This is a genomic window from Streptomyces sp. NBC_01381 (assembly GCF_026340305.1).
Lineage (GTDB): Bacteria > Actinomycetota > Actinomycetes > Streptomycetales > Streptomycetaceae > Streptomyces.
In genome coordinates, this window is record NZ_JAPEPI010000001.1 from 1,414,007 (window position 1) to 1,439,191 (window position 25,185).

25 protein-coding genes and 2 pseudogenes are annotated in these 25,185 nt (G+C 69.9%); 17 read left to right on the forward strand and 10 right to left on the reverse strand.

Going from position 1 to position 25,185, the window contains the following annotated elements; genetic code table 11:
• The first annotated feature begins 81 nt into the window (after positions 1 to 81).
• On the forward strand, positions 82 to 1,944 hold the full coding sequence (locus OG453_RS06810; protein WP_266865498.1) for a glycosyltransferase family 87 protein: 1,863 nt from the start codon (positions 82 to 84) through the stop codon (positions 1,942 to 1,944).
• Here OG453_RS06810 and OG453_RS06815 read toward each other — a convergent pair.
• From OG453_RS06815 to OG453_RS06825, 3 genes are all read right to left on the reverse strand, one after another.
• Positions 1,941 to 2,474 (reverse strand): hypothetical protein, encoded by a 534-nt coding sequence (locus OG453_RS06815; protein ID WP_266865500.1) that lies wholly within the window; start codon positions 2,472 to 2,474, stop codon positions 1,941 to 1,943. The genes OG453_RS06810 and OG453_RS06815 overlap by 4 nt on opposite strands.
• Before the next feature lie 140 nt (positions 2,475 to 2,614).
• Positions 2,615 to 3,484 carry a MerR family transcriptional regulator gene (locus OG453_RS06820; protein WP_266865502.1) on the reverse strand — a complete coding sequence of 290 codons (870 nt, stop codon included), beginning with the start codon at positions 3,482 to 3,484 and terminating at the stop codon, positions 2,615 to 2,617.
• A gap of 70 nt (positions 3,485 to 3,554) precedes the next feature.
• The gene (locus OG453_RS06825) at positions 3,555 to 4,184 is read right to left on the reverse strand and encodes a hypothetical protein (protein WP_266865503.1); all 630 of its coding nucleotides are present in this window, start codon (positions 4,182 to 4,184) and stop codon (positions 3,555 to 3,557) included.
• A gap of 164 nt (positions 4,185 to 4,348) precedes the next feature.
• Between OG453_RS06825 and OG453_RS06830 the strand changes: the two genes are divergently transcribed.
• Positions 4,349 to 5,392 carry a helix-turn-helix domain-containing protein gene (locus tag OG453_RS06830; protein WP_266865505.1) on the forward strand — a complete coding sequence of 348 codons (1,044 nt, stop codon included), beginning with the start codon at positions 4,349 to 4,351 and terminating at the stop codon, positions 5,390 to 5,392.
• 214 nt (positions 5,393 to 5,606) lie between these two features.
• Positions 5,607 to 6,536, forward strand: coding sequence for a hypothetical protein (locus tag OG453_RS06835; protein ID WP_266865519.1), 930 nt, complete (start codon positions 5,607 to 5,609; stop codon positions 6,534 to 6,536).
• 69 nt (positions 6,537 to 6,605) lie between these two features.
• Here the strand turns inward: OG453_RS06835 and OG453_RS06840 are convergent, their stop codons facing one another.
• The 4 genes from OG453_RS06840 to OG453_RS06855 all read right to left on the reverse strand — a co-directional run bounded on the left by OG453_RS06840 (position 6,606) and on the right by OG453_RS06855 (position 11,342).
• Positions 6,606 to 7,493, reverse strand: coding sequence for a glycosyl hydrolase (locus OG453_RS06840; RefSeq protein WP_266865521.1), 888 nt, complete (start codon positions 7,491 to 7,493; stop codon positions 6,606 to 6,608).
• 319 nt (positions 7,494 to 7,812) lie between these two features.
• Entirely contained in the window at positions 7,813 to 9,429 is a 1,617-nt protein-coding gene (locus OG453_RS06845; protein ID WP_266865523.1) for an MFS transporter, read from the reverse strand.
• A 94-nt stretch (positions 9,430 to 9,523) separates the two neighbouring features.
• A complete protein-coding gene (locus OG453_RS06850; protein ID WP_266865525.1) occupies positions 9,524 to 10,960 on the reverse strand; it encodes a DUF2252 domain-containing protein in 1,437 nt (478 codons plus the stop codon).
• A gap of 55 nt (positions 10,961 to 11,015) precedes the next feature.
• Positions 11,016 to 11,342 carry a carboxymuconolactone decarboxylase family protein gene (locus tag OG453_RS06855; protein WP_266865527.1) on the reverse strand — a complete coding sequence of 109 codons (327 nt, stop codon included), beginning with the start codon at positions 11,340 to 11,342 and terminating at the stop codon, positions 11,016 to 11,018.
• Between the two features lie 417 nt (positions 11,343 to 11,759).
• On the opposite strand from OG453_RS06855, the gene OG453_RS06860 reads away from it, so the two are divergent.
• Positions 11,760 to 12,095, forward strand: a complete 336-nt coding sequence (locus OG453_RS06860; protein ID WP_266869735.1) for a hypothetical protein — start codon at positions 11,760 to 11,762, stop codon at positions 12,093 to 12,095.
• A 76-nt stretch (positions 12,096 to 12,171) separates the two neighbouring features.
• Positions 12,172 to 12,552 carry an amphi-Trp domain-containing protein gene (locus OG453_RS06865; protein WP_266865529.1) on the forward strand — a complete coding sequence of 127 codons (381 nt, stop codon included), beginning with the start codon at positions 12,172 to 12,174 and terminating at the stop codon, positions 12,550 to 12,552.
• A gap of 12 nt (positions 12,553 to 12,564) precedes the next feature.
• Here the strand turns inward: OG453_RS06865 and OG453_RS06870 are convergent, their stop codons facing one another.
• The gene (locus OG453_RS06870) at positions 12,565 to 14,028 is read right to left on the reverse strand and encodes a PLP-dependent aminotransferase family protein (protein ID WP_266865531.1); all 1,464 of its coding nucleotides are present in this window, start codon (positions 14,026 to 14,028) and stop codon (positions 12,565 to 12,567) included.
• A gap of 53 nt (positions 14,029 to 14,081) precedes the next feature.
• Between OG453_RS06870 and OG453_RS06875 the strand changes: the two genes are divergently transcribed.
• The 3 genes from OG453_RS06875 (at position 14,082) to OG453_RS06885 (ending at position 17,714) form a co-directional block, all read left to right on the forward strand.
• Positions 14,082 to 15,656: a DUF885 family protein gene (locus OG453_RS06875; protein ID WP_266865533.1), complete on the forward strand. Its 1,575-nt coding sequence runs from the start codon at positions 14,082 to 14,084 to the stop codon at positions 15,654 to 15,656.
• On the forward strand, positions 15,653 to 16,330 hold the full coding sequence (locus tag OG453_RS06880) for a LysE family translocator (protein ID WP_266865535.1): 678 nt from the start codon (positions 15,653 to 15,655) through the stop codon (positions 16,328 to 16,330). Before OG453_RS06875 ends, OG453_RS06880 begins: the two co-directional genes overlap by 4 nt.
• Positions 16,331 to 16,499: 169 nt before the next feature.
• A complete protein-coding gene (locus OG453_RS06885) occupies positions 16,500 to 17,714 on the forward strand; it encodes a low temperature requirement protein A (RefSeq protein ID WP_266865537.1) in 1,215 nt (404 codons plus the stop codon).
• 24 nt (positions 17,715 to 17,738) lie between these two features.
• On the opposite strand, the pseudogene OG453_RS06890 reads toward OG453_RS06885, so the two are convergent.
• Positions 17,739 to 18,263, reverse strand: a pseudogene (locus OG453_RS06890) (nucleotidyl transferase AbiEii/AbiGii toxin family protein); the annotation flags it as partial.
• Here OG453_RS06890 and OG453_RS06895 point away from each other — a divergent pair.
• The 9 genes and pseudogenes from OG453_RS06895 to OG453_RS06935 all read left to right on the forward strand — a co-directional run.
• Positions 18,262 to 18,825: pseudogene (locus OG453_RS06895) on the forward strand (N-acetylmuramoyl-L-alanine amidase); the annotation flags it as partial. The pseudogenes OG453_RS06890 and OG453_RS06895 overlap by 2 nt on opposite strands.
• 8 nt (positions 18,826 to 18,833) lie before the next feature.
• Positions 18,834 to 19,058, forward strand: coding sequence for a holin (locus OG453_RS06900; RefSeq protein ID WP_266865538.1), 225 nt, complete (start codon positions 18,834 to 18,836; stop codon positions 19,056 to 19,058).
• 20 nt (positions 19,059 to 19,078) lie between these two features.
• The gene (locus OG453_RS06905) at positions 19,079 to 19,387 is read left to right on the forward strand and encodes a hypothetical protein (RefSeq protein WP_266865540.1); all 309 of its coding nucleotides are present in this window, start codon (positions 19,079 to 19,081) and stop codon (positions 19,385 to 19,387) included.
• 2 nt (positions 19,388 to 19,389) lie between these two features.
• Entirely contained in the window at positions 19,390 to 20,010 is a 621-nt protein-coding gene (locus tag OG453_RS06910; RefSeq protein WP_266865542.1) for a collagen-like protein, read from the forward strand.
• A 163-nt stretch (positions 20,011 to 20,173) separates the two neighbouring features.
• Entirely contained in the window at positions 20,174 to 20,914 is a 741-nt protein-coding gene (locus OG453_RS06915; RefSeq protein ID WP_266869736.1) for a DUF6879 family protein, read from the forward strand.
• A complete protein-coding gene (locus OG453_RS06920; protein WP_266865544.1) occupies positions 20,911 to 21,750 on the forward strand; it encodes a helix-turn-helix transcriptional regulator in 840 nt (279 codons plus the stop codon). The genes OG453_RS06915 and OG453_RS06920 overlap by 4 nt, the downstream gene beginning before the upstream one ends.
• An 86-nt stretch (positions 21,751 to 21,836) precedes the next feature.
• A complete protein-coding gene (locus OG453_RS06925; RefSeq protein WP_266865546.1) occupies positions 21,837 to 22,301 on the forward strand; it encodes a hypothetical protein in 465 nt (154 codons plus the stop codon).
• Positions 22,298 to 22,774 (forward strand): hypothetical protein, encoded by a 477-nt coding sequence (locus OG453_RS06930; RefSeq protein ID WP_266865548.1) that lies wholly within the window; start codon positions 22,298 to 22,300, stop codon positions 22,772 to 22,774. The genes OG453_RS06925 and OG453_RS06930 overlap by 4 nt, the downstream gene beginning before the upstream one ends.
• A gap of 256 nt (positions 22,775 to 23,030) precedes the next feature.
• Complete coding sequence (locus OG453_RS06935) at positions 23,031 to 23,336, forward strand: hypothetical protein (RefSeq protein ID WP_266865549.1); 306 nt, start codon at positions 23,031 to 23,033, stop codon at positions 23,334 to 23,336.
• A 957-nt stretch (positions 23,337 to 24,293) separates the two neighbouring features.
• Here the strand turns inward: OG453_RS06935 and OG453_RS06940 are convergent.
• Positions 24,294 to 25,124: a hypothetical protein gene (locus tag OG453_RS06940; protein ID WP_266865551.1), complete on the reverse strand. Its 831-nt coding sequence runs from the start codon at positions 25,122 to 25,124 to the stop codon at positions 24,294 to 24,296.
• Positions 25,125 to 25,185: the final 61 nt, after the last annotated feature.

Sequence of the window (25,185 nt, forward strand, 5' to 3'; positions counted from 1 at the left end):
CCGGGATGAGTCAAGGGGTGTTCCGGGACGAACCCCCAGGCGCTCGCCCCCAGGACAGGAACAACACGGGGAGAGCCTTCAGTGGCCACAGCGGAGCCGACGCGAGCCGACGACGCGGATCCTGAGCCCGGCTCCGGTGGAACGTCGCGCACCGGCGCACGAATAAAGCTGCCCGCCCAGCGCCGCCCCGAGCCCGCGGCGCCCGAACGGGCCCCCTGGCCGCGCCGGTTGCTGCGGCACCCGGTGACCATCGCCACCGTGTCCGCGGCCGTGCTGCACCTCGTCTGGTTCTTCACCACCGCCAACGGCGGCGGAGACCTCGCCGCCCAGGACGCCTGGGCGGAGTTCGCCGGACGGCACCCCGACTCCGCGTACAACCTCGCCTGGTACGGCGGGATGCACCCGGTGTCGTACAGCGTCATCTCGCCGTATCTGATGTCGGTGCTCGGCGTGCGGACCACGATGATGGTCGCCGGTACGCTCTCCGCCGCGCTGCTCACGATGATCCTGATCCGCAGCCGTGCGGTGAAGCAGCCGCTGTGGCCCGCGCTCGCGGGCGTCTTCGCGCTGTTCTGCAACGCCGTGTCGGGCCGCGTGACGTACGGCCTCGGCCAGATGTTCGCGCTCATGGCGGTCGCCGCCGTCTTCTGCTGGCCCCACCGCTGGCGCTACAAGCGGTGGGCGAAGGCCCTGGTGGCCGCGCCGTTCGCCGCGCTCGCGACCATGGGAAGCCCGGTGGCCGGGCTCTTCGTGGGGCTCGTCGCCGTCGCGCTGTTCCTCAGCAAGCGCTACCCCGGCGCGTACGCGCTCGGGCTCGCGCCGGCCGTCGTCGTCGGTGTCTCCGCGTGGCTCTTCCCGTTCTCCGGTACGCAGCCGATGTCGTTCGGGTCGGCCTCGCTGCCGCTGCTCTACTCCGGGTTCGTCTTCTACGCCGTACCGAAGCAGTGGAAGACCGTGCGGATCACGACCGCCGTGTACGCGGCCTTCGTGCTCGGCGTCTGGCTCGTCAGCTCGCAGATCGGCTCGAACATCACCCGCCTCGCGATGTCCTTCGCGGGCGTCGTGCTGCTCGCCGCGCTGCCGTACGCCGTGCCGAAGTCCCGCCAGTGGTACGTGACCGTGGTGGCCATAGTCGGCTTCATCGGCTGGGTCGGGTTCAAGGCCGGGGACGACGTCGTCCACACGACACCGGCCGCGACCTGGTCGCGCGAGCTGGCGCCGATCGTCAACGAGCTTCAGGAGGTCGGCGCGGAGAAGGGCCGCGTCGAGGTGGTGCCCGCGCGCAGCCACCGCGAGGCCTCCGCGCTCTCCCCGTACGTGAACCTCGCCCGCGGCTGGAACCGGCAGGCGGACATGGAGCGCAACCCGCTCTTCTACGACGACACCCTCAACTCGGCCAACTACCACGAGTGGCTGCAGCGCTGGTCCGTGCACTTCGTGGTGGTGCCCAACGGCGAGCCCGACGGCGACGGCGGCAAGCGCGAGGCCGCGCTCATCGAGAAGGGCCTGCCGTATCTGAAGCAGGTGTGGGTGGACTCGAACTGGCAGCTGTACGAGGTCATCAACCCGAATCCGCTGGCCGATCCGCCCGCCGTCGTCGAGCGCGCCGAGCAGGGCGAGTGGACGATCGAGGTGAAGAAGCCGGGCAAGGTCCTGGTCCGCATCCCGTACTCGCCGTGGCTGAGCATCGTGGACGCCGACGGCAAGGGCGTCGAGCGGCCCGTGGAGACCGAGGAGTCCAAGCAGCGGCGCGAGAGCGACGAGGACCTGCCCAAGGAGTTCGACAACCTCAACGGCTGCCTGATGGAGGCCGAGGAGAACGCCGACGGCGACAAGTGGACCGAACTCCTGGCCCCTGGGCCCGGCGTCTACCGCCTTGGCGCCCCCTACCAGCTGCCGCGCGGCACCGCCTGCCCGGAGGAGCTGCGGGAGAGCGTGCGCTAAGCGGCGGTCGGGGATGTGGTACCGGCCGCCCGGAGGGCGCGCGTGTAGCGGCGCGTCGCCGGGATCAGCGTGACCGCGCCCAGGAAGAAGTACGAGTTGATCACCATGCTCTTCCAGAAGTCCCAGGTGCCGGTGTCGACCGCCTCGTCCTCCATGCCGAGCAGGCCGTGCGGGGTGAGCCCGGTCGCCACGGTGATGTTCTCGACGAGGCCGGGCAGCCCGCGCAGCGTCAGCAGGGCGCAGCCGAACAGGAGCGGACCGCGCACCATCCACCGGGGGACGCGCGCGCCCCAGGGCCTGACCGTCGCGAGGACACAGCCGACGCCGGCCGCCGACATGAGGGTGATCAGAGCGTCGTAGCCGAGGAAGACCGCGATCTCGGTGTCGCTGTGGTCACCGGGCCCGATGGCGTCCTCGTACATGACACCCATCTGCAGATGCCATACGAAGCTGACGGCGAGCCACAGGGCGGCGGCGTGGGCCCAGCCGGGGCGTACGGGGGGCCGTTGGGATTCAGGGTGGGAACGCATGCCGCCGAAGCTAGGGCGGGCCGCCGGGTGCCCGCGTCTGCCCGGAGAACGGGTCCGCCTCCCTCGGGAGGCGGACCCGACCGTCATACCGCTACCGGATACCAGTTACTGGATTCCGGCTACCGGCTACCGGCTACCGGCTACCGGCTCACGGGGAACGCCACGTCGCACACCTGGTCGTCGGGGCCCGTCGTCTCCCACTCCGCGAAGTAGATCTCGCGGCTCGGGCCCGTGATCTTCAGGCCCTCGCGGGCGATCCACTCCTCGACCGCCTGGAACGCGGCGAGGATCTGCGGGTACGAGACCTGCGCCTTCGTGATCCGGGTGAAGGCGAGCCGGTGGGCGGGCTCCACGCGCGATTCGGCGCCCCGCTGCCGCCCAGCCGTCTGCGCCCACGCCCGTGCGGCCGCCGCGTCCCTGACCGGGACGCACGCCTCGGCGGGGCCGTCGCTGTCCTGGGTCACGTCGGAGTGGTAGATGACCAGCGGCGCGTCCGCGGCGCCGCCGCACTCGGCCTCGGCCGCCTCTTCGAGACGGCCCAGCGAGGCGTCGATCCAGACCGGCAGTTCCTCGGCGAGCAGATGTCGGGTCTCGCTGATGACGTACTGCTCCGGTACGTCGACGGTCCTGACCGGGAAGTTCTTCTCATTCATCTCATCCATCGCGGATCCTCTTCCTGAAAGGCGTCCACGGAGGTACCCCGCCAGCGTGCGCTGCTCGGCATGGCGCTCCTCGACGCCCGCCCAGTACGCGGCGACCGCCCGGGCCGCCTGCTCGCCGTCCAGGCCGACGATCCCGGCGATGTCCGCGAGCGGCATGCCGAGCCGGCGCAGCAGGACGACCGTGCGGGCGTCCTCCACCTGGGCCGTGCGGTAGTAGCGGTAGCCGGTGGCCCCGTCCACGTAGGCGGGGGTCAGCAACCCCAGGCGGTCGTACAGGCGCAGCGCCTTGGGCGAGAGCCGCGCGCGGGCGGCGAATTCACCGATGGTGAGCAGCGGGTCCGGGTCCATAGGGGCATCCTCCGTCACCGGGCCCGTTGACCCGGTGCGCAGGACGATGCGCTCTGCCCCAGGGGCAAGGTCAACGGGGAGGGCCGCCGCCGGGTCCGTAGCCGTAGTAGGCCTGCGCCTCAAGCCACCGGCGGTGCCTGCCGCGCCGTACGCCGACGATGATCGCCAGTGCGGCGGCCGCGAGGATCCCGCCGAGCGGCACCAGGACGGTCACCGCTATGCCGCCGACGAAGGACGAGACGTCGGTGCTGTCGCCGGGGGCGAAGGTCAGGACGCCGCGCGGGTCGTCGCACATCACCCGGTAGTCCGCGTCCGTATCCGTCTTGAGCACGAACGCCCGCTCCCATCTGGCGTCCCCCTTGGTCACGTTGAACGTCCCGCCGGGTGTCGTCACGCGCGGCAGCGAGTCGGGCGGACCCGTGACTTTGCAGTGCGCGCGGGCGACGAAGGGGCTGCGTACGTAGATGGCGGCGTCGTCGTCGGGCGCGATCCGCACCGTGACGGACCGCCCGCTCGCGAAAGCCCTGCCGTCGTCGACGGATTCCACGGCAGAGGTCAACGTGATCACGAAGCTCGCAATGCCGATGGCCACACCGACGGCCGCGATGACTCCCGCGACGACGAACCACCGCCGCCGGGGCCGCAGTTGCCGTGCGTCGATGCGCGGCGGGGGTCCGGGAGGCGGCCCGTACGGATACATGTCGGAACGATGGCAGGCGGCGGGAGGTTGGGGAAGAGCGCAAGGGGCGAGCCGTGTGTGACGTCAACTCCGGTACGCCCGGGGGTGGTTGGAAGATGGTCGTGTTCTGGGCGAACCGCCTGCTTCTTCTCTCCGTCAACTCCTCGGCCCGGCATCATTGTTGTATGCCCAATCTGGAGAGCACGGCGGAGCGGAGCAGCAGGCCGGCAGGGCCGGTGGTGACGGTGGACACCGAGTCGATTCCGGTGCGGGAGCGGTTCGGCTGGTGGAACGAGCTGGTGGGCGAGGCGGTCATGCCTGTGTCGTCCCGCAGCCCGTACGCGTCCGGCTTCACGGGACGGGCGGAGAACGTGCAGCTGCCGCACAGCTCGCTGGGGACCTTCACCTACTCGCCGATGTCGGCCTGGCGCTCCTCTGTCCAGATCCGCCGCCAGGACCCCGAGGACTACTTCCTGGTCCTGGTCGGGGACGGCACCTCGATCCGTCTTGAGCAGGGGCGCGGCATCGCCTGCCTGGAGGCGGGCGAGATGGCCCTGTTCTCCACGTCGCACCCGCTGGCCGTGGAGTTCCTCGACAAGGGCCGCTCCTGCCAGAGCTCGCAGTTCCGGCTGCCACGGACCATTCTTCCGCTGGCGAACGGGCGGGCCGACAGGCTGCTGGCCGAGCCGCTGTCCACCCGGTCCGGATCCGGGGCGCTGCTCGTCCCGTACCTGAAGGGCCTTGCGGACGCCGTCCGCGACTGCGGGCCCGCGGAGTTGGCCCGGATCGGTGCGGTCGGGGTCGACCTGGCCGCGTCGCTGCTGGCCGCGCACCTCGGCGACGCGGACGGGCTGCCCGCGGAGACGCGCCAGGCGGCACTCCTCGCCCGCATCAACGCCTTCATCGACCACAACCTGGCCGAGCCGGAGCTGCGCCCCGCGGCCGTCGCCGCCCATCACCACATCTCCGTACGCACACTCCATCAACTCTTCCGTGGCGAACCGGAGTCCGTCGGCGCCACGATCCGGCGCCGCCGCCTGGAACGCTGCCGGGCCGACCTGACCGACCCCGCCCTGCACCGTCTGCCCATCGGCGAGATCGCGGCCCGGTGGGGGTTCCGCCACCCCGCGGACTTCAGCCGTACGTTCCGCAATGCGTACGGCGTCCCGCCGAGCGAGGTCAGGGCGGCGGGTGCGCTGAATGCGAAGAAAGCCCGCACGCCCTGCTAATGCCCTGACCGCCCGGCGCGAGGACAGTGGTCCACGGCATCCCAGTGGCTTCAGGGGCGGGACGTGCAGGCCATGCGGACGGACACCGGTCACGTGGCACAGTGGCGCCCGGGGGGACTGGAACACTGGGGTGCCTTCCCGCCGTTGACGCCAGTTCGCTTTTGGCCAGTAAACTGCGCGCGCTCAGAAGCGCTGCAGGAGGCTAGGGGGAACGGTGGCACACGGGGGATACCAGGGCTGGGGACCGGCGGGCGTTCCGCCGCAGGGTGGCGGCGCCCCAGATCCGTACGGCCCGCCACCGTCGGGCCCGCACCCGCAGCCTTACCCGCCACAGCCCTATCCGCCGCAGCCCTATCGGCCGCAGCCCGTCCGGCGGGGGCGTTACGGCTGTGCGCTCTTCTTCGTATCGCCGCTCATCCCGGTGATCCGTTCCTCCCGCCGCCGCGCCGAGGCGATCTTCAACCAGCCGGGCCTCGGCCACATCCCGGACCGGGTGGTGAGGCACGTGCAACTGTGGCGGGCGGTCGCGGGTCTGGCCGCCAGCCTCCTGCTCGTCTACACCTACGGCGCGGACGACGGCTGGAGCGGCGTCGCCAACGACGGTGCGGTGAAGCTGATCCTGGCCCCGCTGCTGCTCATCTTCACCGGGCCGCTGGTCGTCCTCGGCTTCATCCGCTACGCGCCTCCCGATCAGCGGCGGTTGCTCCGCTCCCGGCTGCGCGCGCCGCTCAAGGCCGTGGGCTGGTACATCGGCATCTTCGTGGGCGTCGGACTCGTACTGGCGGGCAGCGCCGTCATCCTGAAGCAGAACTACGGCACGCTCGTGAACGGCCTCATCGCGCTCGCGCTGCTCATCGGCCTCGTCTGGCTGCTGCCGTTCCTCGGCTTCTCCTCCGCCTACGCCGCCCGTTATGCCTTCAACACGTCCCACGTGCACGCCGCTCTGCCGGCCGCGCTCACCGTCGTACTCGTCTGGGAGCTGATGCTCTGCAGCGTCGCCCTCGAAGGCGGAATGCCGCACGGGCCGCCGGCCGCACAGTGGTGCGCGGTGCTCGGCGGCCCGGTGTCCGTGACCGCGGTGGCGCTGTGGGAACTCCACCGCATGCGCACCCGCCACGGCGTCCGCATCCGCAACCGGGGATGACGTGCCGCTGCCCGCGGGTGCGCCGGATGTGAAGGAAGACGGTGCGTGCTGCTAACGCCCTGAGTCAGCTCAGCCGCCGAAGCGGAGCCTGTACTGCGCCTTGCCGTTGGGGAAGTCGTCCAGCGTTCCGCCGCCCCAGTCGTGGTCGAAATACGCCTGATACTTCGAGTCCTTGACGAGCTCGGCCATCCGGTCGATGAAGTACGGAGAGTCGCCGCCCCCCATATAGGAGTCGCCCCTCCCATACAGGCCCCATTCCGGATATGACTTCGGCTTGTTGTGCGCGGCGGCGAATTCCTTGAACTCATTCACGCCCATGGCGGTGGTGAGGGTGTGGTTCCACCGCTGGGCCGGCGTTGCGTCCGGGTGCTCCCACCACACGTCGTAGATGTTCAGGCCGACCACGTCGACGTAGGCGTCGCCGGGGTACAGCGTCTCGAACGACGTGACCTTGCCCGAGGTGCCGACAGCCATGTTGTAGTCGAACTGGAAGGATTCCCCGGTGCGCTCACGCATGAGGGTGACGATCCTCCGGAACATCTCCCGGTAGGCCGCCGGGTCGTCAGTCCCCTGCCACGGCCCGATGTTCTTGTTGTTGCCCTCGTATCCGATGCGGATGACGGAGTCGCCGAGGCCGTCCTTGATCATCAGGTCGGCGAGGGTCCGGAACTGGCTGTCGTACTTACCGGCAAGCCCCTCCGCGAAGGTCCCGCCCTTGGGCAGCATATGAAGCCCGAGCACGAAACCCCGGTCGGCCCCGGACTTCTTCCAGTCGCCCCAGTACTTGGTCGCGTACTGATTCCACTTGGTGTTCTCGGACGGGTCCAGATAGTCGGTCGCATCCACCTGCGACCGGCCGAGCCACTCCTGAGAATTGTTCACGTCGGCAGTTTTGCCGGGACCGACGTAGACGCCCAGGCGGGACGGGGTAACGGCACCCTCGGACGGCATGGCCATGGATGCGAGGATAACTGCCGCCATGGCCAGTGTCGTCGCGAGCTTTCGTTTCATTCTCATCCTTGCCTTGAGCCCCCGGACAGCCCGATGGCCTCGCCATAATGAGAAAGTCCGGGTACGCAGGCAATGAGAGATCGCTACTACGTGAATTCGTAGGGAGAAGGGTCCTTGCCGCATGCTCCCCGGCGTGCTGTCCCGCGCCGACAGGTTCCCCGGGGCGTCTGCGGCACTGTCATGTGCTGCTACCGGACATCGTTGGAGCCGGACGCGGCATGGCGCATCTCACGTCACCGGCGAGTCCGTGGCCGCTGGTGACCGGCTACGGCTCCGTCGAACGGGGCTGGGTCTTCGGGATCCGTGACGTGAAGAACATCGCGAGGAGAGCGGCGAAGGCGAGGATGGCGAGTGCGGCGCGCAGGCCGTCGATCCTGGCGTCGGCGTTCGCGTCGAGTGCCGCCTGCGTCAGCTCCGTGCTCGTGCCCGCTTCGTCGAGGGCGGACTTGAGCTGGGCGTCCGACAAGAACGGTGCGCCGCTTTGGAGTTCGACGTTCGCCTGGCTCTTGACCTCGGCCGGGATCGCCGGATTCTGTTCCACGCTGGTCAGGAAGGACGTGGCGAGTGCGGCGATCATGATCGACCCGGCGAGTGCCGTACCGATCGAGGCACCGAGGTTGGTGACGGCGTTCTGGACGCCGCCGACCTCCGCGCTCCGGGCCTCCGGCACCGCTGACACGGTGACCGACCCGAGCTGGGACGCCAGCGCGCCCATGCCGAGCCCGATCAGCAGGAGGGGGATGGTGACGATTTCCGCGCCGGCCTCCGCGTCGAGCGCGGCCATCAGGGCCACCGCACCCGCGAGCAGCGCGAGGGTCCCGAGCCGCACCACCCGCCGCGGTGAGACGTCCGGGAGGAAGCGGGGGATCAGGATGGCGGCCGCAAGGAGTGTCAGGGAGAGCGGCAGGATGCGGGCGCCCGTCTTGAGCGCGGACAGGCCAAGGGCGACGGACAGATAGAGCGGTACGACGAAGAACACGCCCATCTGGACGAGGTACTGGAAGAAGAACATCGTCAGTCCGCCGGTGAGCTGCTTGTTGTGCAGCATGCCCGGGTCGACGAGCGGCTCCCTGTGCCGCTCCACCACGCGGGCCTCCCAGCGGAGGAAGAGCCAGACCAGGAGCAGGCCGGCCAGCATCAGCCAGATGACCAGCGAGACCCCGAGCCACGAGGGCGCGTCGGGCTTCGGCTGGAACCAGCCCCATTCGTCCGAGCGCAGTACGCCGTAGACGAAGATCCCGAGCCCGAGCGCGGACAGCACGGCGCCGATGAGATCGATGCGAGGGCGTTCGCCGACCGGCGCGTCGGCGATCCGGCCGGCGAGCACCAGGATGCCGAGGACCATCACGACCTCACCGGCGAAGACCCACCGCCAGGAGAAGTACGTCGTCGCGACACCCCCGATGAGCGGCCCGACCGCGATGGCCACGGCCCCTGCGGCCGCGACGAGACCGTAGGCGGCGGGACGGCGTTCAGTGGCGAAGTTGCTCGCCACGAGCGCCACGATCGCGGGCAGGATGAGCGCCGCCCCGATCCCCTCGAGGAACGCCCAGCCGAGCAGCAGCACGGGCAGGTTCGGCGCGAGCGCCGTGGTGAGGGAGCCGCAGCCGTAGATGACGCAGCCGATCATGAACGCGCGTTTGCGGCCGATCAGCGCCCCCACTTTGCCGCCGGGGATCATGAACATCGCCATCACGAGGGTGTAGGCCGTGATGGCGCCCTGCACACCCGTCACCGTCGTGCCAACGTCTTCGGCCACCGTCGCGATCGAGACGTTCATGACCGAACTGTCGAGCGCCATAAGGAACTGACCGGCCGCGAGTGCCAGGAGGACGATGCGTGCCGTGGCCGAACTCTCAGCAGTGCCTGCTCCGGGTGCCATGCGCGCATCGTTCCAGCCGCCCCGGAGGGCGTCCGTCGCGAGATCCGCGACCCGCTCCGGAGGTCAGCCGGTTGGCGGACCGACGCCGGCGGAGTCAGGCCGCCGGCAGCTCCTCAGCGGGGAGCCGGCCCGCCCGTACGGCGTCGACCAGGGCCTGGTGGTCGCGCTCGTTCTGGTCGGCGTACGCCTCAGCGAAGGTGGCGAGTGCCCGGTCGAACGATTCGCCGCCGCCCAGGTACGCGGCGATCGCGATGCGGTCGCCGGACCGTGCGTGCGCACGGGCCAGGGTCGCCCCGCACAGTTCGCCGAACGCCTGCATGTCCTTCGGCCGCATCCGCTCCGGCACGGCGATGCCCTTCCAGTCGCGCAACTGGCGTACGTAGAAGTCGCGTTGCTTGCCGTCGATCCCGTCCACCCGTTCCCAGCCGAGGAAGATGTCGCTGGTGGCCTGCATCAGCCGCTGGCCCGAGACCACCCGCTCGCCCTGGTTGGCGTACCGGCTCGCGCCGACATGCTCGGCGAGCACGGAGGTGTCGGCCTCCTTGGCCTGGAGGAAGAGCGGGTCCTGGTCGTCCCGGCCGAGCAGCAGGAAGATCCAGCATCGGGTGCCGACGCTGCCGACGCCGACCACCTTGCGGGCGACGTCCGCAAGGCGGTAGTCCGACAGGAGCGTGCGCCGGTCGGAAGGCAGGGTCCTGCCGTACCGCTCGATCAGGCCGCGGAACTGGCGCTCCAGCGCGCCGCGTTCGATGTCCGGCAGCAGATCGCCGGCCGGGATGAGCAGCGGCGGATCCGCCGCGATCCTGGGCCTGCCGTCGACCGTCTCGGTGAGCTTGTCGAAAGCCTGCAGGCTGTCGCGGGTGCGGGCCTTCACCATGGCACGGGCCAGCCTCTTGCGACCGCTCTTCGTCCCCTGGGCCCGGCCGGCGGCCAGGGAGTCGAGGAGGTCCGCATCGATCTTCGAGTACCAGACGTCGAGGTTGCCCATGCCCGCGAAGCGGATCATCGCCTCGCGGTACGAACGGACCGTGGCGCTCACGATGCGGGCGCGCTCGGCGTCGTCGAAACCGTTCGCCCGGCCCGCGATGACGAGACTCGCCGAAAGCCGCTTGACGTCCCACTCCCAGGGGCCCGGCAGTGTCTCGTCGAAGTCGTTGATGTCGAACATCAACTGTCGTTCCGGCGAGGCGAGCAGACGGAAGTTCAGCAGGTGCGCGTCCCCGCACAGCTGGGCCCTGAGTCCCGACGTCGGGCTGTCGGCCAGGTCGGACGCCATGATCGCGGCGGCGCCCCGGTAGAAACGGAACGGGGACTCCATCATCCGGCCGTAGCGGATCGGTACGAGTTCAGGCACCCGTGCCGCGGACTGCGCCTCCAGGATCGCCAGCGGGTCCGGCCGGTCGGGAGACGGCTTGTACGCGGCGTGGCCCGACCGCGGTGAGCGGCTCCGCGCCTCCTTGCCGATGGCCGCGCGTTCCGCGGGTGTGGTGTGGGTTGCCGCGCGCATGGCCGTGGTCGCGTTCTCGGTCATCGGAGCCCCTTCTGCCGGCCGTGCGGATCACCGATGCCGGATGGGTGTCTGGCTCTCAGCCCTGGGCGTCGATCTCGGCATCGGCGACGGCGATGGCGATGCCGAGTGCCGTGGCGATGTTGCCTGCTGCCGTCATGACGCGGGCGGTGCCCACGATGGGAGCGATGGCGACCAGGACGTCCTGCAGCTTTTCGGCGGTCAGGCCGGCCTTGAGGGCGGGGTCGATATGGGCCGCGTAGGAGATCGGCGGGGCGTCCGAGGCGGCGAGCGCCGCGATGCGCGTGAGGATGAGCATGTCCGGGGCAAGACCGCAGCGCTCGATCGAGTCGACCGTCATGGCGGCGAGGGTGTCCAGGACAGGGGTGTCAGATGCAGTGGACATGGAACATGCCCTCCTGGTGAGTGTCGAGCCCGCGAGATACGTGCGGCTTCACCTCAACCGTAGGCCCCATCCGGGGCGCGTGCATGGGGGCGCATGCGCTGGTGCTGAAAGCCCGGCCGCCCTGCTCGCTCAAATACCCGTGAGCGCGACGACACCTTCCTGACCTGCGCAGATGTCCTGTGAATTGCCCACCAACAGCTGCCGGTCCCGCACCCCGAGGTGCACAGCGCACCCGACAGGACGAGATTGGAAGTAGCCCGAACGGTCGAACGGAAATTCGGCGGCCGTGCGGGGCCGTACGACACGAAGGAGCCGGCGATGACCAGTCATGTGAGTGGGGCCCACTCGGGTGCGGCGGCGCGAAGTGCGGAGAGGACCGGTCTCGGCAGTGGCTGGCTGGTCTTCGCCGGCGTACTGATGATCTTCGGTGGCCTGATGATGCTCTTCGCCGGCATCTCCGCCATCGCCAACGACGACGTGTTCGTCACCACCCGCAACTACGTGTTCGAGTTCGATCTCACCGGATGGGGCTGGGTCCATCTGATCTTGGGCGTTGTCATCGTTCTCGCCGGTGCCGCCCTGTTCCAGGGCTCGACCTGGGCCAGGGTCGTCGGCGTGGGTCTTGCCGGCCTGTCCATGGTCGCGAACTTCCTGTGGATTCCTTACGCGCCGTTCTGGGCCATGGTCCTGATCGCGCTCAACGGCTTCGTGATCTGGGCGCTGTGCACGGCTCCCGGTCCGTCGGAGCGATGAATCCGTCGGAGCCATGAATCCGTCGGATCGAAGAGCAGGGATGGCCTCGTAGCCGGATCGCGGATCGGAGACATGCATGAAGGACCTCAAGTTTGAGCAGAAGCGCTCGCTGTCACGCCTGGAGGCGGCTGCCCAGCTCACGGCAATCGCGGCCGCGCTGAGTGAGGGCGGGGATGCCGAACTGGAACTCGGCGCCGGAACGCTGAGCCTGCGGATCCCCGACGACCTTCGCAGCGAGATAGAGGTCGAGATCGGTGACGGGGAGATCGAGCTGGAGATCGAGTTCAAGTGGACGACCGCACCGACCCGGAAGGCGCCGTCGCGGAAGGGCGCAACCACGGAGAAGGCCACGAGACGCAAGAAGGTGCCCGCAAAGCCTCCCGCAAAGCCGGGGCGCAGCAGTACGAGCACCAACAGAAGCAAGAGCGCGAAGCGGTCCGCCACGAAAAAGCCCTGAGCCGCACTGCACTCAGGGGTGGCCACTGCTCCGGGGCAGTGCGGTCCAGGCTGCGGAGAGGCGGTCGACCAGTGCTGCCGCGGTCTCCGGAGCGAAGGAGTAGGGGATGCGGACGTAGTCGTCATGGGTGCCGGTCGCATCCATCGTGGCGCCCGGGATGACCTCCGCGCCGTGGCGCAGCGCCAGCCGTGCGTAGAGCCGGGCGTCCGTGCCCGCGGGCAGCCGGACCCACAGCACGGAGCCGCCCCGCGGTGCTTGCCAGCGCCAGTCCGGAAGCGCCTCGGCGAGCAGCCGGGTGATGGTGGTCAGCCGCTCGCGGAGGATGCGGGCCCGTTCGGGCGCGAGGGCCGTGAGCGCGGGGAGGAGCCGGGCGGCGAGGGCCTGGTCGATGAGCGGGCTGCCGAGGTCGTTGAGTGCTTTGAGCCGGGCCAGGCGCGCCACCGTGTCCTGCGGTGCGCGGATCCAGCCGATCCGGAGACCGCCCCAGACGGCCTTTGTCAGCGAACCCACCGTCAGCACGGTTCCCCCGGCGGGGGTCGCGGCGATCGGCGGCGGAGCGTGACCAGGGGCGAGCCCCGCCGCGTGGGCGCTGTCCTCCAGGACGGTGACGCCGTGTTCGGCGGCGAGCTCGGCCACCCGGCGACGACGTCCGGCGGACATCAGGGTGCCGGTGGGGTTGTGGTATGTCGGCATGACGTAGAGCAGCGCGGGCCGGTGTTCGGCGAGCGCGGTGGCGAGCCGGTCGATCCGTACCCCGTCGGAGTCGAGCGGGACGCCGACAAGACGGGATCCTGCCGCCCTGAGGACGTCCAGGCAGCCCGGCCACCCGGGGGATTCCACGAGGGCGGTGGACCCGCGCCCGAGGTACAGCTGGGCGCTCAGCGCGACGGCCTGCGTGGCACCCGTGGTCACCACCACCTGGTCGGGGACGGTCGGCAGGCCGTGAGCGGTGTGGTGGGCGGCGATCGCCGCTCGCAGCACGGGGAGTCCGGCCGGGTGGTAGCCCGACTCACCGACCATCCCGGGCAGGTCATCGCGGACCAGCTGAAGCAGGGCTTGAGCCAGGTCCGGACCGCCGGCCTCGGCCGCCTGCCCCAGCGAGATGAGGTCCGGCGGCTGTGTGATCAGCCGCTGGACCACCGCGGTGGCCTGACCGCCGCGTACCCGCCCGTCCACCGGAACCCGGTGTGCCGCGGCGCCTCCCGATACCTGAGTGCCGCTGCCCCGACGTGTCTCGGCCAGGCCCGAGCCACGCAGTGCGTCGTACGCGGCGACAACCGTCGCCCGGCTGACCGAGAGGGCGTCGGCGAGCCGCCGTTCGGACGGTAGACGGTCCCCGGTGCGCAGGTCCCCGGACCGTACGGCCCGGCCGACCGCGTCGGTGAGCCGCCGGTACAGCGGCCCCTCGCCCGAACTCCAGTCGCCCAGCAGGTCGATCAGCTCGTCCAGCTGGGGCGTCTGACGATTCCGGTCCACTTTCCCCTCCATTGGCACGGGAGCACGTGCCGCCGCGACGAGAGGCTAACGGCATGACCTCCACCTCACCCGCTTCACCCCTCTCGCCCCTGCCACCCCTCTCGCCCCTCGACCCGCGGCTGGCAGCCGTCTGCGACCTTTCCGTTCTCGCGGCGCGGGACGGCGCCGGACGGCACGAGTACGACGGAACCGTCCAGGACCTGTCTCCGGACGCCGTACGACGCGGCCTCGCCGCACTCGGCGGCCCCGCCGGTACGAAGTCTTATCCGGACCCGCACGACGAGGCGCACGCGGCGGCCGCGGAGGAAGCCCTCCGGGTCCGGTTCGGCGAGCTCGAACTGCACCGGAGCAACCCCCTGTGGCACATCGAGAACCTGGATCTGACCGGCTACGACCGCCCCTACGCGCCCAAGGCCGAGCGGGACGCCGCCCGGTCGGCCCATCTGCGACAGTGGCCCGACGCCGTGGACGCGGCGATCGAGGCACTGGACCGCGTGCCCGCGGCGCTGGCCGACGCCACGCTGCCGTCCGCCCGTGGTCTGGCCGCCCTTCTCGACCCCCGGGGCGGCCCCGTCCACGCCGCCGCAGGGCGGGCGCACGCGCGGTTCACCGCCCACCTGGAGCGGGCCGCCGCCGAAGGCGCGCCGTCAGCGGCGCTCGGCGGCCCCGCTCTCGCCCGGCTCCTCGGCGCGGCCGAAGCCTGCACGATCGACCTCACCGCCCTGTCCGCCCGCGTGGATGCGGAACGGGACCGACTGCGTGCCCTGCTCGACGAGTCGCTCCGCCGCCTCGCCCCCGCGGCCACGCCCGCCGACACGGTACGGGCGCTCCAGGCCGACCACCCCGATGCCGACGGCCTGCTGGCGGAGTTCGCGGCACTCGTCGACGAGACGGTCGCCTGGACCGCCCGGCACGATCTGGTGCCCCACCACGATGTCGAGGTGGTGGTCCGGCCGATGCCCGACTCCCAGCGCCGGGCGCTGGCCGGCCTCTTCGCGTCCGCGCCCCACGAGGCCGACGCGGCCGCGACCTTCCGCGTCACCCTCCCGGGCGCCGCCTGGACGAGGACCGAGAGCGAGCAGTGGTTGTCGACCGGCTTCAACCGGACCCTGATGCCGAACATGGCGATCCACGAGGTGGCACCCGGGCACGCCAGCCACTTCAGGGCGCTGCGCCGGGCGGCGACCGACGTCCGCCGCACGCTCCACTCCGATGCCTTCATCGAGGGTTGGGCCCATTACTGCGAGGAGTTGGCCCTGGAGCAGGGCTTCCGCGACGGCGACCCGCGCGTCGCCGTCGCGGTCGCCCAGGACGGGCTGCGCAGAGTCACCCGCTTCGCCTGTGCCATCGGACTCCACACCGGAGCCATGACCCTGTCGGACGCGGCGGCACGGTTCACCGAGGATGTCTCGCTGGCCGGACCCGCGGCCCTGCACGAGGCCGAGCGCGGGCTGTTCGACCCCAGTTACGGCCGTTACACCTGGGGCAAGTTCGCCGTTCTCGACCTGCGTGAGCAGGCCAGGGCACGCTGGGGCGGCGACTTCTCGCTCCGCCGCTTCCACAGCGCCCTGTTCGACCTCGGTGCCCCGCCCCTCGGTCTGCTGCACACGGCACTGGAACGCGGATGACCTCACTCGGCGCCTTCGTCCTCGCCTCCCTGATCCTGGTGGCCGTGCCCGGACCCAACCTGATCTACATCGTCACCCGCAGCGTGCGCGACGGACGGCGGGCCGGCATCGTCTCGGCCCTCGGCGTGGAGACCGGCACGCTCCTCCACGTCATCGCCGCCGTCTGCGGACTGGCGACGCTCATCACGGGCCACCCGCTCGTCTTCGCCGTCCTGCGCTACGCGGGCGCCGGCTATCTGGCCTACCTGGGCATACGCGCGCTGCGCCGCCGTCCACCCGCTGCTGCCGACGCCGACGCCGACGCCGACGCCGACGACTCCGCGGAAGCCGCCGACTCCGCCGAAGCCACCGGCCGTTCCGCTCGCCGCCGCCGATTGCTCCGGCTCTATATCGACGGCGTCCTCATCAACCTGCTCAACCCCAAGGTCGTCCTCTTCTTCCTGGCTTTCCTGCCGCAGTTCCTGTCCACCGGCCTGACCCCGGCGGAAACCCGGACCGGCATGCTCCTGCTCGGCGCGGTCTTCCTGACCGTCGCCTTTGCCCTCGACCTCTGCTACGCACTCGTCGGCGCCACCCTCGCCCGCCGACTCCGCGGAACCCCGCGCCGCGACCGTGGTCTGTCCCACCTGACCGGTGGCATCTACCTCGGCCTGGCCGCCCTGGTATTCGTCTGAAGCCCGCATACGACCGCTGGGAGAACTACGCCCTCTGCATCAACTAAGGCCCTGACACTACGAATTCACACATGTTCCATGTTTCACACCGCACCCCCTGGCCACGCGGCACTGGGTATTGTTCCGCCGGGGTTCGACCGGGCGGTGGGTCCGGTCGGGAGGGGGAATCGTGGCCACACGCGGCGAGCGTTCGCGGATCGTTCCGACGGAGGGCGACCATCGCGTCACGCCCGCCGAGCTGTTCTTCGACCTGGTCTTCGTGTACGCCATCACACAGGTCACCGCGCTCATGGCGGCCGACCCGACCGCGCTGCGGCTGCTCGGCGGGGGCGTCGTGCTCGCGCTGCTCTGGTGGTGCTGGTGCTGTTTCGCCTGGCTGGGGAATGTGGTGCGGGCCGACTCCGGGGCGGTGTTCGGAGTGCTCGTCGCGGTCATGGCTGTGGTCATGGTGGTCTCGCTGACCGTGCCCGACGTGTATGAGGACGCGCCCGGCGGGCTGCCGGTGCCGCTCGTCTTCGTACTCTGTTACGGGGCTGTGCGGGTGCTGCATCTCGTCACGTACTGGATGTCTGCCCCGGATGACTTGGCGCTCCGGACCACCTTGCGGCGAACGGCGCTGCTCTCCGTGGCGCCGCCGTTCGCCCTGCTCCTGGCCGGCAGCGCCTTCAGCGGCCTCACACAGATTCTGCTCTGGTTCGGCGCAGTGGCGGTCGACTACTTCGGTATCTACCTCGTCGGCGGAGGCTCCGGCTGGCGCGTGGCCTCACCGGGCCACTTCTCCGAACGGCACGGACTGATCGTCATCATCGCGCTGGGCGAGTCGATCGTCGCCATCGGAGTGGGCGTATCCGGATTCGTTCTCACCTGGCCGGTATTGGGAGCGGCCGCGGTGGGCCTGCTCGTGGTGGCAGGGCTGTGGCGGGTGTACTTCGGGCAGGTGAGCGCGGCGGCCGAGCACCGGCTCGCGGGACTCGGCGGCGACGACCGGATCCGCTTTGCACGCGACGTCTACACCTTCCTGCATCTGCCGCTCGTGGGCGGGATCGTGCTCACCGCACTGGGAATGAAGAAGGTCCTCAAACAGATCGCCGACACCGCCCACTACGACCTGTCCGAGCCGCTGCACGGGGTGGTGGCCTGGGCGCTTCCGGGCGGTGTGGGAGTGTTCCTGGCCGCAGCGGCAGCAATCTTGTTGCGCACTGCCGGCCAACGCTCGGTGCCGCTGATCGCCGGGGGCGCGCTGTGCCTCTGCGCGGGGGTGGTGGTCGCGGCGATACCGGCGCTGGTGGCGCTTGTGGTGTTGGCGGGGGTGGTGGCGGGGGTGCTGGTTCTGGAGGAGCGGCGAGCCGCGGACACGAAGCCCGCTCAGCCTCAGGTGAGTTGACCTCTGAGGGCCGCCGGGCGCGAGTCATTCGTCATGCGGGACTTCCAGTTCCAGGAGCCGCTCGGCGATGTCGTCGGCCCACTCCTGGGCCCATCGGCGCAGTCCGGCGATCGCCTGCTCGTCGAGGCCGTAGGCGGCGAACTCGGTGTCGTCGATCCAGTCCGCGCCGGCGAGGCGGGCCTGGAGGTCGGTGATGTCGAAGGTGTCGCGGACGTGGCGTCGGCCGAGTTCTTCGAGTTCGGGGTGGCTCCAGCGGTCTGCCGCGGCGCGGACGTCGATGAGGTCGCGGGCCAGGCCGCGGTCGGTCAGCGCTCGTACTTTGGTGCCGACCACGTCTTCGAGGGAGAGGACCAGGCCGTACTCGGTCTGCACCGGGGGCCGCCAGAGGGCTTCCTTGAGGACGTCGACCTCACACTCTTCGCCGCTGTTCGGGTCGGTGACGATGAGCCGTGCGGAGAGGGGATCCGTCTCCAACACCCGCACCCGCCAACCTCGTTCCTCAAGGCTGGCGCGGACGGTGGCGGCGATCTTCTCCATCCCTTCAGGGTGCCACGGCGTCATCACCAAGGACGGCCGCGTCCACCTCGTCGGCTACGGCCGCGCCAACCATGCCGGCCTCGGCGACGACGACGTGCTCCGCGCGGTCATCGACGAGCACGCGCTGCCTGCCGACAACGAGGCGAACACCGACGGCAACCGGCACTTCTACGGGTACGAGTGCGAGAACCTCGGCGACGGCAAGGACCCGTGGCCGAAGGTGCAGGTCGAGGCGATAGTGCGGGCCTCGGCAGCGGTCTGCCGCCGTCATGGCTGGACGGCCGCGTCCGTGATCCGGCATCTCGACTGGCAGCCCGGCAAGGTCGACCCCCGCGGGCCCGGCCTGGAGTGGGCCGACATCCACAAGCGTGTGGACGAGCGGCTCAAGCACCCCGCGAGCTGGTCGCCGGGCGGCACCGCGACGTACACGGTCCGCAAGGGCGACACCCTCTCTGCGATCGCCAAGGTCAAGCTCGGCGACGCCAAGCGGTGGCACGAGATCGCCGAGCTCAACCACCTCGAGGACGCCGACGACATCCGCGTCGGCCAGAAGCTCAAGCTCCCCAAGAAGTGAGGACTCCCATGACTGCGTCTGTAGAGAAGAAGGTCACCTCGGCGACCGCAGGTACGTACCTCGGTAGCACTGGCCTGCTCGCAGCCCTTGAAGCCGTGCAGGACAACAGCGAGTTGGTCAGCTGGATGCCGTCGGGCCTCGCTCCATTCGTCCTCGCCCTGGTCCCCGCCGCTGTGACGTTCGTGTCGGGCTGGGCCACCAAACACAGCCCGCGCGGCCCGTCCTCGATCTGACCTGACAGGAGGGCCCGCGCGTGGCTGATGAGCCGACGACCGGGGAGGTCGTCCGCCGCCTGGAGGACGTACGCCAGGATCTCAAGGAGGACATCCACGGAGTCGTCGCGCTCGTCGGCCAGAAGGTGGACGGCGAGATCCTGCGGCTCGGGCAAGAGGCGCAGGACGAGCGGCACACCACCCTCGTCGCCCGCGTCGCCAAGCTCGAGGAGCAGGCAGCCGAGAAGGAACGGCAGCGGCTCGCCGACCGAAGGCTCATCTTCTTCTCCCTCGTCGTGCCGGTGCTGCTCCTGGCCATCCAGCTGTACAACGCCAACCAGGGGACGTGACGATGAGCGCCCACAAGGCCGTGCGCCGCGACCCGATCGCGCTACTCCTCGGCGCCCTGCTCGCCCTGCTCCTGGCCTACATCTGGTGGCAGACCTCGCAGCTGTCCCACGGCCTACGCAACGCCAACACGGCTCGCGACGCCCTCGCGCGCCAAGTGCAGGGACTGGGCGAGAAGCCCATCGCAGGCCCGCCGGGAAGCCGCGGCGATCCCGGCCGCTCCGTTATCGGCCCTCGCGGCCCGCAGGGCGAGCCCGGCCGCGCCGGCGCTTCCGGCAAGCCTGGCGAGGACGGCGAGGACGGGATTCCCGGTGACGATGGCGCCGAGGGTGTCGGCCAGCCGGGCGCCGATGGCGAGGCGGGCGCCCCCGGTGCCGATGGCACGGCCGGACCACCGGGTCCGCAGGGCGAGCCGGGGCCCGCGGGCCCGCAAGGCGAGCCCGGTCCGGCTGGGTCCGACGGGAAGGATGGACAGACGTGCCCGCCTGGCTACAGCCTCCAGGCCCCGGCAGCTGATCCGGACGCCCTCGTCTGCCGCCGAGACGGAGCACCCCAACCCGACGACCAGGACAACGGGAACGGCCCGCAGGCAGCCCTCGATCCCACCCGCCGTCAGTACTTGTGACAGAGTCCCCTCTCGCCTTCGGGCGGGAGGGGGCCTTTCCTCATGCTCAATTGCGCGCAATCAGGCATCAAGGGAGTACATCTGCAATCGAGCACAATCCTTCAGCGCGGCTGTACGCAATGGGCGCATGCTGGTCACCCAACATCCGCTGATGGAGGTCCACATGACGCTGAGGTTCATCGGTACCACCAGCGACGATGGCGACTGCCCGACCCTGTACGAGATTCCGGAGACTGACGAGATCCTCGTTCAGGGCGAGCGTGAGGCCGACCCCGAGCACCTCGCGCAGCTCCGCGACGTGAAGCCGTCCGAAACATTCGTCCGCGTGCCCCGCTCACTCCTCACCCAGTACGCACCCCGCGAGGCCGCCCCCGAGCTGGTGCCGTTCGCCGAGGTGTCCCACCTCTTCCGCGAGTTCCGGCACACCGCGTGGAGACTGGAGACCCGCCGCGGCTATGCCTCGGACCGCATCAGTCCGAAATGGGAACGGTGGCTCGCGGGCGAGGACGTCGCCAACGAGCCGCACAACGCGTGGCGCGAGAACGTCCGTGCGCAGGTCGCGCAAGGGAAGCGGTTCGAGCGCGTCCGCCTCGTCGACGAACCAGCCACACAGGGGCAGGAGTTCCTCATGGCGAGCGGCCTGGGTAACGTCGCCGCAGGCGAGGACATCCGCCACCTCACCCGCGCTGAGGCCGAGCAACTCCGGTTGCCCGACTTTGATTTCTGGCTCTTCGACTCCAAGACCCTCGTCCGCTTCGCGTTCGACGAGCAAGACACTACCCTCGGCGTGTACGTCACCGAGGACCCCGCCGACGTCCTCGCCGCATGCCAGGCCCGCGACACCGCATGGCACCACGCCGTGCCTACCAGCGAGTTTCAGAGGCAGGTACGTTCCAGTGTGTGAGTGACTTCCAGCAGGCCCGGCAGATCCTCGGCGCACGGCTCAGCGAGCTGCGCGCCGAGGCGGGTATGGAAGGCAAAGACCTCGCCGCCAAGCTCGGCTGGCAGCCTTCCAAGGTGAGCCGTCTGCAGAACGGCAAGCAGACGGCAAGTGCCCCCGACATCGCGGCGTGGGCCGATGCCGTAGGCCGCCCGGACGTCGAGCCCGAGCTGCAAGGGCTTCGAGCGGGCGTGGAGTTGAAGCACCGGACGTGGCGTCGACAACTCGCCGGCGGGCACTCCGAGCGCCAGAAGCTCGCGATCCGCGAAACCGATGCGACGACCTTGATCCGAGCCCTCGAGGTTTCACGGATTCCAGGCCTGTTCCAGACACGCGAGTACGCACGCGCCATCTTTGATGCGAACGCCAGGTTCCGCGAGATCCCGGCCACGACGGAGCAGGCCGTGGCGAACCGGATGCGGCGGCAAGAGGCCCTGTACGAGCCCGGCAAGGAGTTCCGGTTCCTCCTATGTGAGGCCGCGTTGTATCACCGCTCGTGCCCCAAGCCGGTGATGGCTGAGCAACTCGACCGCCTGTACGGCGTGGTGGGTATGCCCCGCGTGGACCTCGGGATCCTGCCGTTCGGGACCCAGCTGCGGCGCACGGCGCCGCATGCGTTCTGGATCTATGACCGTCGGCAGGTGATCGTCGAGACGATCACCGAGGAACTGTGGCTCACCGCCGACGACGACATCCGGCTGTACGAGCGGGCCTGGGATTGGCTCGCCGAATCGGCCGAGCGAGGGACGATGGCGCGACGCCTGATCGGCCGTGCGCGGGCCTCGTTGGATCTCGCGTGAGCAACCCACGCAACTGACGGGCCGTTAGATGCAATCGCGCGCAATCGATCACCAGCGCCGCGCTGCACCCCCCTAACGTCCTGGTCATGGCCGCAAGCACTAGGAAAGCCGCGGAGCCCGAGCCGGGTGACACCTGGCTCGCGAACTGCGCCCGGCGCCCTCAACTCGCGCACGAGGTCTGGGAGATGGGCGGGCTCGCGCCGATCCATTGCACGCAGTGGCTGGCTGCCGAAACGCAGCTCGTGACCGCTCTCCAAGCCGTACGACGCCTGCCTACCCGCGAGAGGGGTCCCCTCCTCATGGACTTCGGACTCGACACCGCATGGTGGCTGGTCCCCCTCGACGCCGCCGAGCAGCTGGCGGACGTCCGGCTCATCACCCTGCGCCCCCACGGCTGGCCGCTGCACTGCCCGCCCACGCACCGCGCTGCCGCCGGCCGAGTCTGGCTGGAGGCACCGGACGGATCCGGCCGCGTCATCGATCCCGTATACCTCGCTGCCGTACTCGGCCCCGGCGGCGGCCCTCGACTGCCCGCGGAGGCATTCGGATGAACCAGGTGGCAGAAAGAGCCGCGTTCGATTGGCTGGCGCGCGCACAGGTCGCCCCCGAACAGGCGCACCGCGAGTGGACGGATCAGAAGGTGGCGTTACTTCCGCTCGGCGAGCGGTTCTGCGCCATCCGCCTACCCACCGCGCTCGTGCACGGGGCATTCGCGTCCGACGACATGGAGGCGATGGCCGCGCCTCTGGCCGACCTACTCAACGGCCCGCTGATCCGCGACCACTTCGGCCAGTACTACTACGCCTTGATCGAGCCCACGCCCAAGGAGCGGTGGGCGTACAACAACGTGGCCCCGCTCCTGGGGGCGGGCACGTACTTGGGTGTCCCGGCCGCCTCCCGCCGGGAGGCGCCCGGCATCTACTGGATTGTGCCGCCGCGCTTCGCCGATGATCTGTGCGCGCCCAAGTCCGTCGCCGCGCTGATCGCTATCGGCCGCAGCCTGTCGGGCGAGGACGAGCAATGAGCACGCAGCCTCTGCCCGCCTCCAACCGTGCCGTCGAGCAGGCCTACGGCCGCTACCTCCAGCACCTCTGGGGCTGCCACCGATGCCGCCGCGAAGCGCCCTGCCAGAAGGGAGCCCGGAAGCGCCACATATGGCGAGCAGCACGCCGAGACTCCGCGGCCACCCCTGTCGCCGGGCCGGTCGCGGGAAGGAGGGCGGCCGCTCTGATCTGAGCACGGGAGCGGCCGCCTACCCCCTGTTCACCGAGTGGAGAGCCATGACCAACTCAGCGGGCCCGCCGGCGGTTGCCCAGCCCCGCCCCGAAGTGCTGCCCGTACCGTGCGCGCCGTGCCTGCGCGTGCTGCTGATGGGACAGCTCGACGAACCGCACGACTGCGAGCTGTCGACCGCGGTGAGCATCGACGGCAACCGCCTCGTTGTGGGGGCGCCTGAGGACTGGTGCCCGTGCCACTGCCAGAACGTGGCGGCTGAGGAGAGCGAAGCGCTGCGGGCAGCACGGGCCGATGCCCGCCGGGTGTCGGCGCCTGCTCGCCCGCTCGCCGAGCCACTCCAAGAGGGATAACCAGACTCCCCGCCGCCAGCTTGGTGATGCCGTGCGGCGGGCGAGAGGGTGGCCGCCCGCTCCGACTGTCTCAAGGGCGGCCGCCTGTGCCTGGTGGATGCCGGGCAGGCCCCGGCCGGAGCCCCGATCCGGTCGGGGCCGTTCTGTGTGGAAGTAGTGGGCGTGGTGGCATATGCCGCCGAGGTAGAGGTACCGTCCGGGGAATCGAACGTGCGTTCACGCTTTTGGGTGAATGACCCAAACGTGCCCCTCTGTTACACATGAGACGTGTGTGACCCATGAACGTGTCGGGCCGTCCCACCGTGGTGCCCCCCTCTGTGACGGCCCGACACTCGGGGCTGCCCCCGTGGCCCGCTCGCGCGGAGCGCGGGGGCGGTCTGCCGTGGGGCCGACCTGCGCAAAGTCGATGATCGTTTGGGCGATATTTGGACGATGATCTTCGGTAGTCAGCCTGTAGCGAGGCTGTTTAGAGCGGTAGTCAGAGTGCACACAACTAAGGCCCAGGACCGGAGACTTGCTCCGTGACCTGGGCCTTTGCCGTTCTGACCTGGTGCCCCCGGCAGGATTCGAACCTGCGACACCCGCTTTAGGAGCACGACCCGAAACGGTCTTGATCACGACCTCCGAATAGGCGCATTCGAGCAGGTCAGGGGGCATCGCCGCAGGTCAGAGGTTATGTCGAGTGCAGGATCACGGCCCCGACCCGCCGCCCGATCTTGCCCCCGCTTACCCTGTCTTTCCCTACTCGTCTGCGTCCTTCTGTCCCCCGCCTGTCCCCCGGACGCCCCCTGGGACCAGGTGTGATTCGCACCGCGGGGTGGGCGGAGACGTCGATGCAGGTCGTGGCCCTCGAAGAATTTGAGTGACTACCGCTCCGGGTTCGCGGACTTGTCACACCCCGAGGTGACGCCCACGCCCAGTGCCTGCTCCCTTGTGCTGCAGCGCCGAACGTCACGGCTAGCGTCGGCTGGGGTCGATCCACTCTGCTGGGAGCTTGTGGGGAATTCCCTGCTCTCGCGCCTCGTACAGTTCGGCGTCGGTGGTGATGGTCGGGGCGCTCTCGTACGCCTGCGTGATGGCCTGGCGGCCCTCTTCTTCGCTGGTGAAGTGGTAGCTGGGCATGACGAGGTTCCCGGAGTCGAGGCGGGGGATCACGTGCACAGGGCGCCCCGCTGCAGTCTCGCGCTTGCATCGAGCGTTGGGGCCTGTGCAGTTGTGGGACGTCACCGTGATCTGCAGGTGAGCGGCCCGGCTTTGCGGTGCTTCTTCGACGGCCTTCTTGGGGGCCGTTGCGTCGAGGCTTCCGCTGGTCAGGTCCTCGATGGTGAGGCCGCGGCGACGCAGTTCCGTCAGGGTCGTGCTGTCCATCGACGCGGCGGGCGGGTTGGGGAAGGAGCCGTTGCCGAGATCAGCGTTCTCATGGGGGAAGTTGGCGCTTGAGGGAAGCAGAGTGGCTGCCAGTTCGGGGGTGAGTGGTTCTGTGCCGCTGTCGGAGGTGAGGTTCCATGCCCAGGCGTCGACGGGGGCGGAGTGGCTCCCCAGGTGGGGCACGGTGACCGTGAGGGAGCCTTGCGGTTTGTCTTTGGAGAGCAGATCGGCGAGGCGGTCGAGAAGGAAAGAGACGTCCTCGACTGGGAAGGTCATGAGGTAGTCGTCGGAGAGGTGCCCCTCGACGGAGACGGTGCCGCCAGTGGTATGGACGGAGATCGTCATGCGCTCGTCGTCTTCGAAGGCGATGTTGAAGGCGCCTAGGAAGAGGCCGGCGGCGCGGGCGTCGGGGGTGGTCACGGGGTGCTCCATGGGGTTGGGGGTGTTGCGGCGCCGTGCTTGGGCTTTCCTGTTGGCCAGG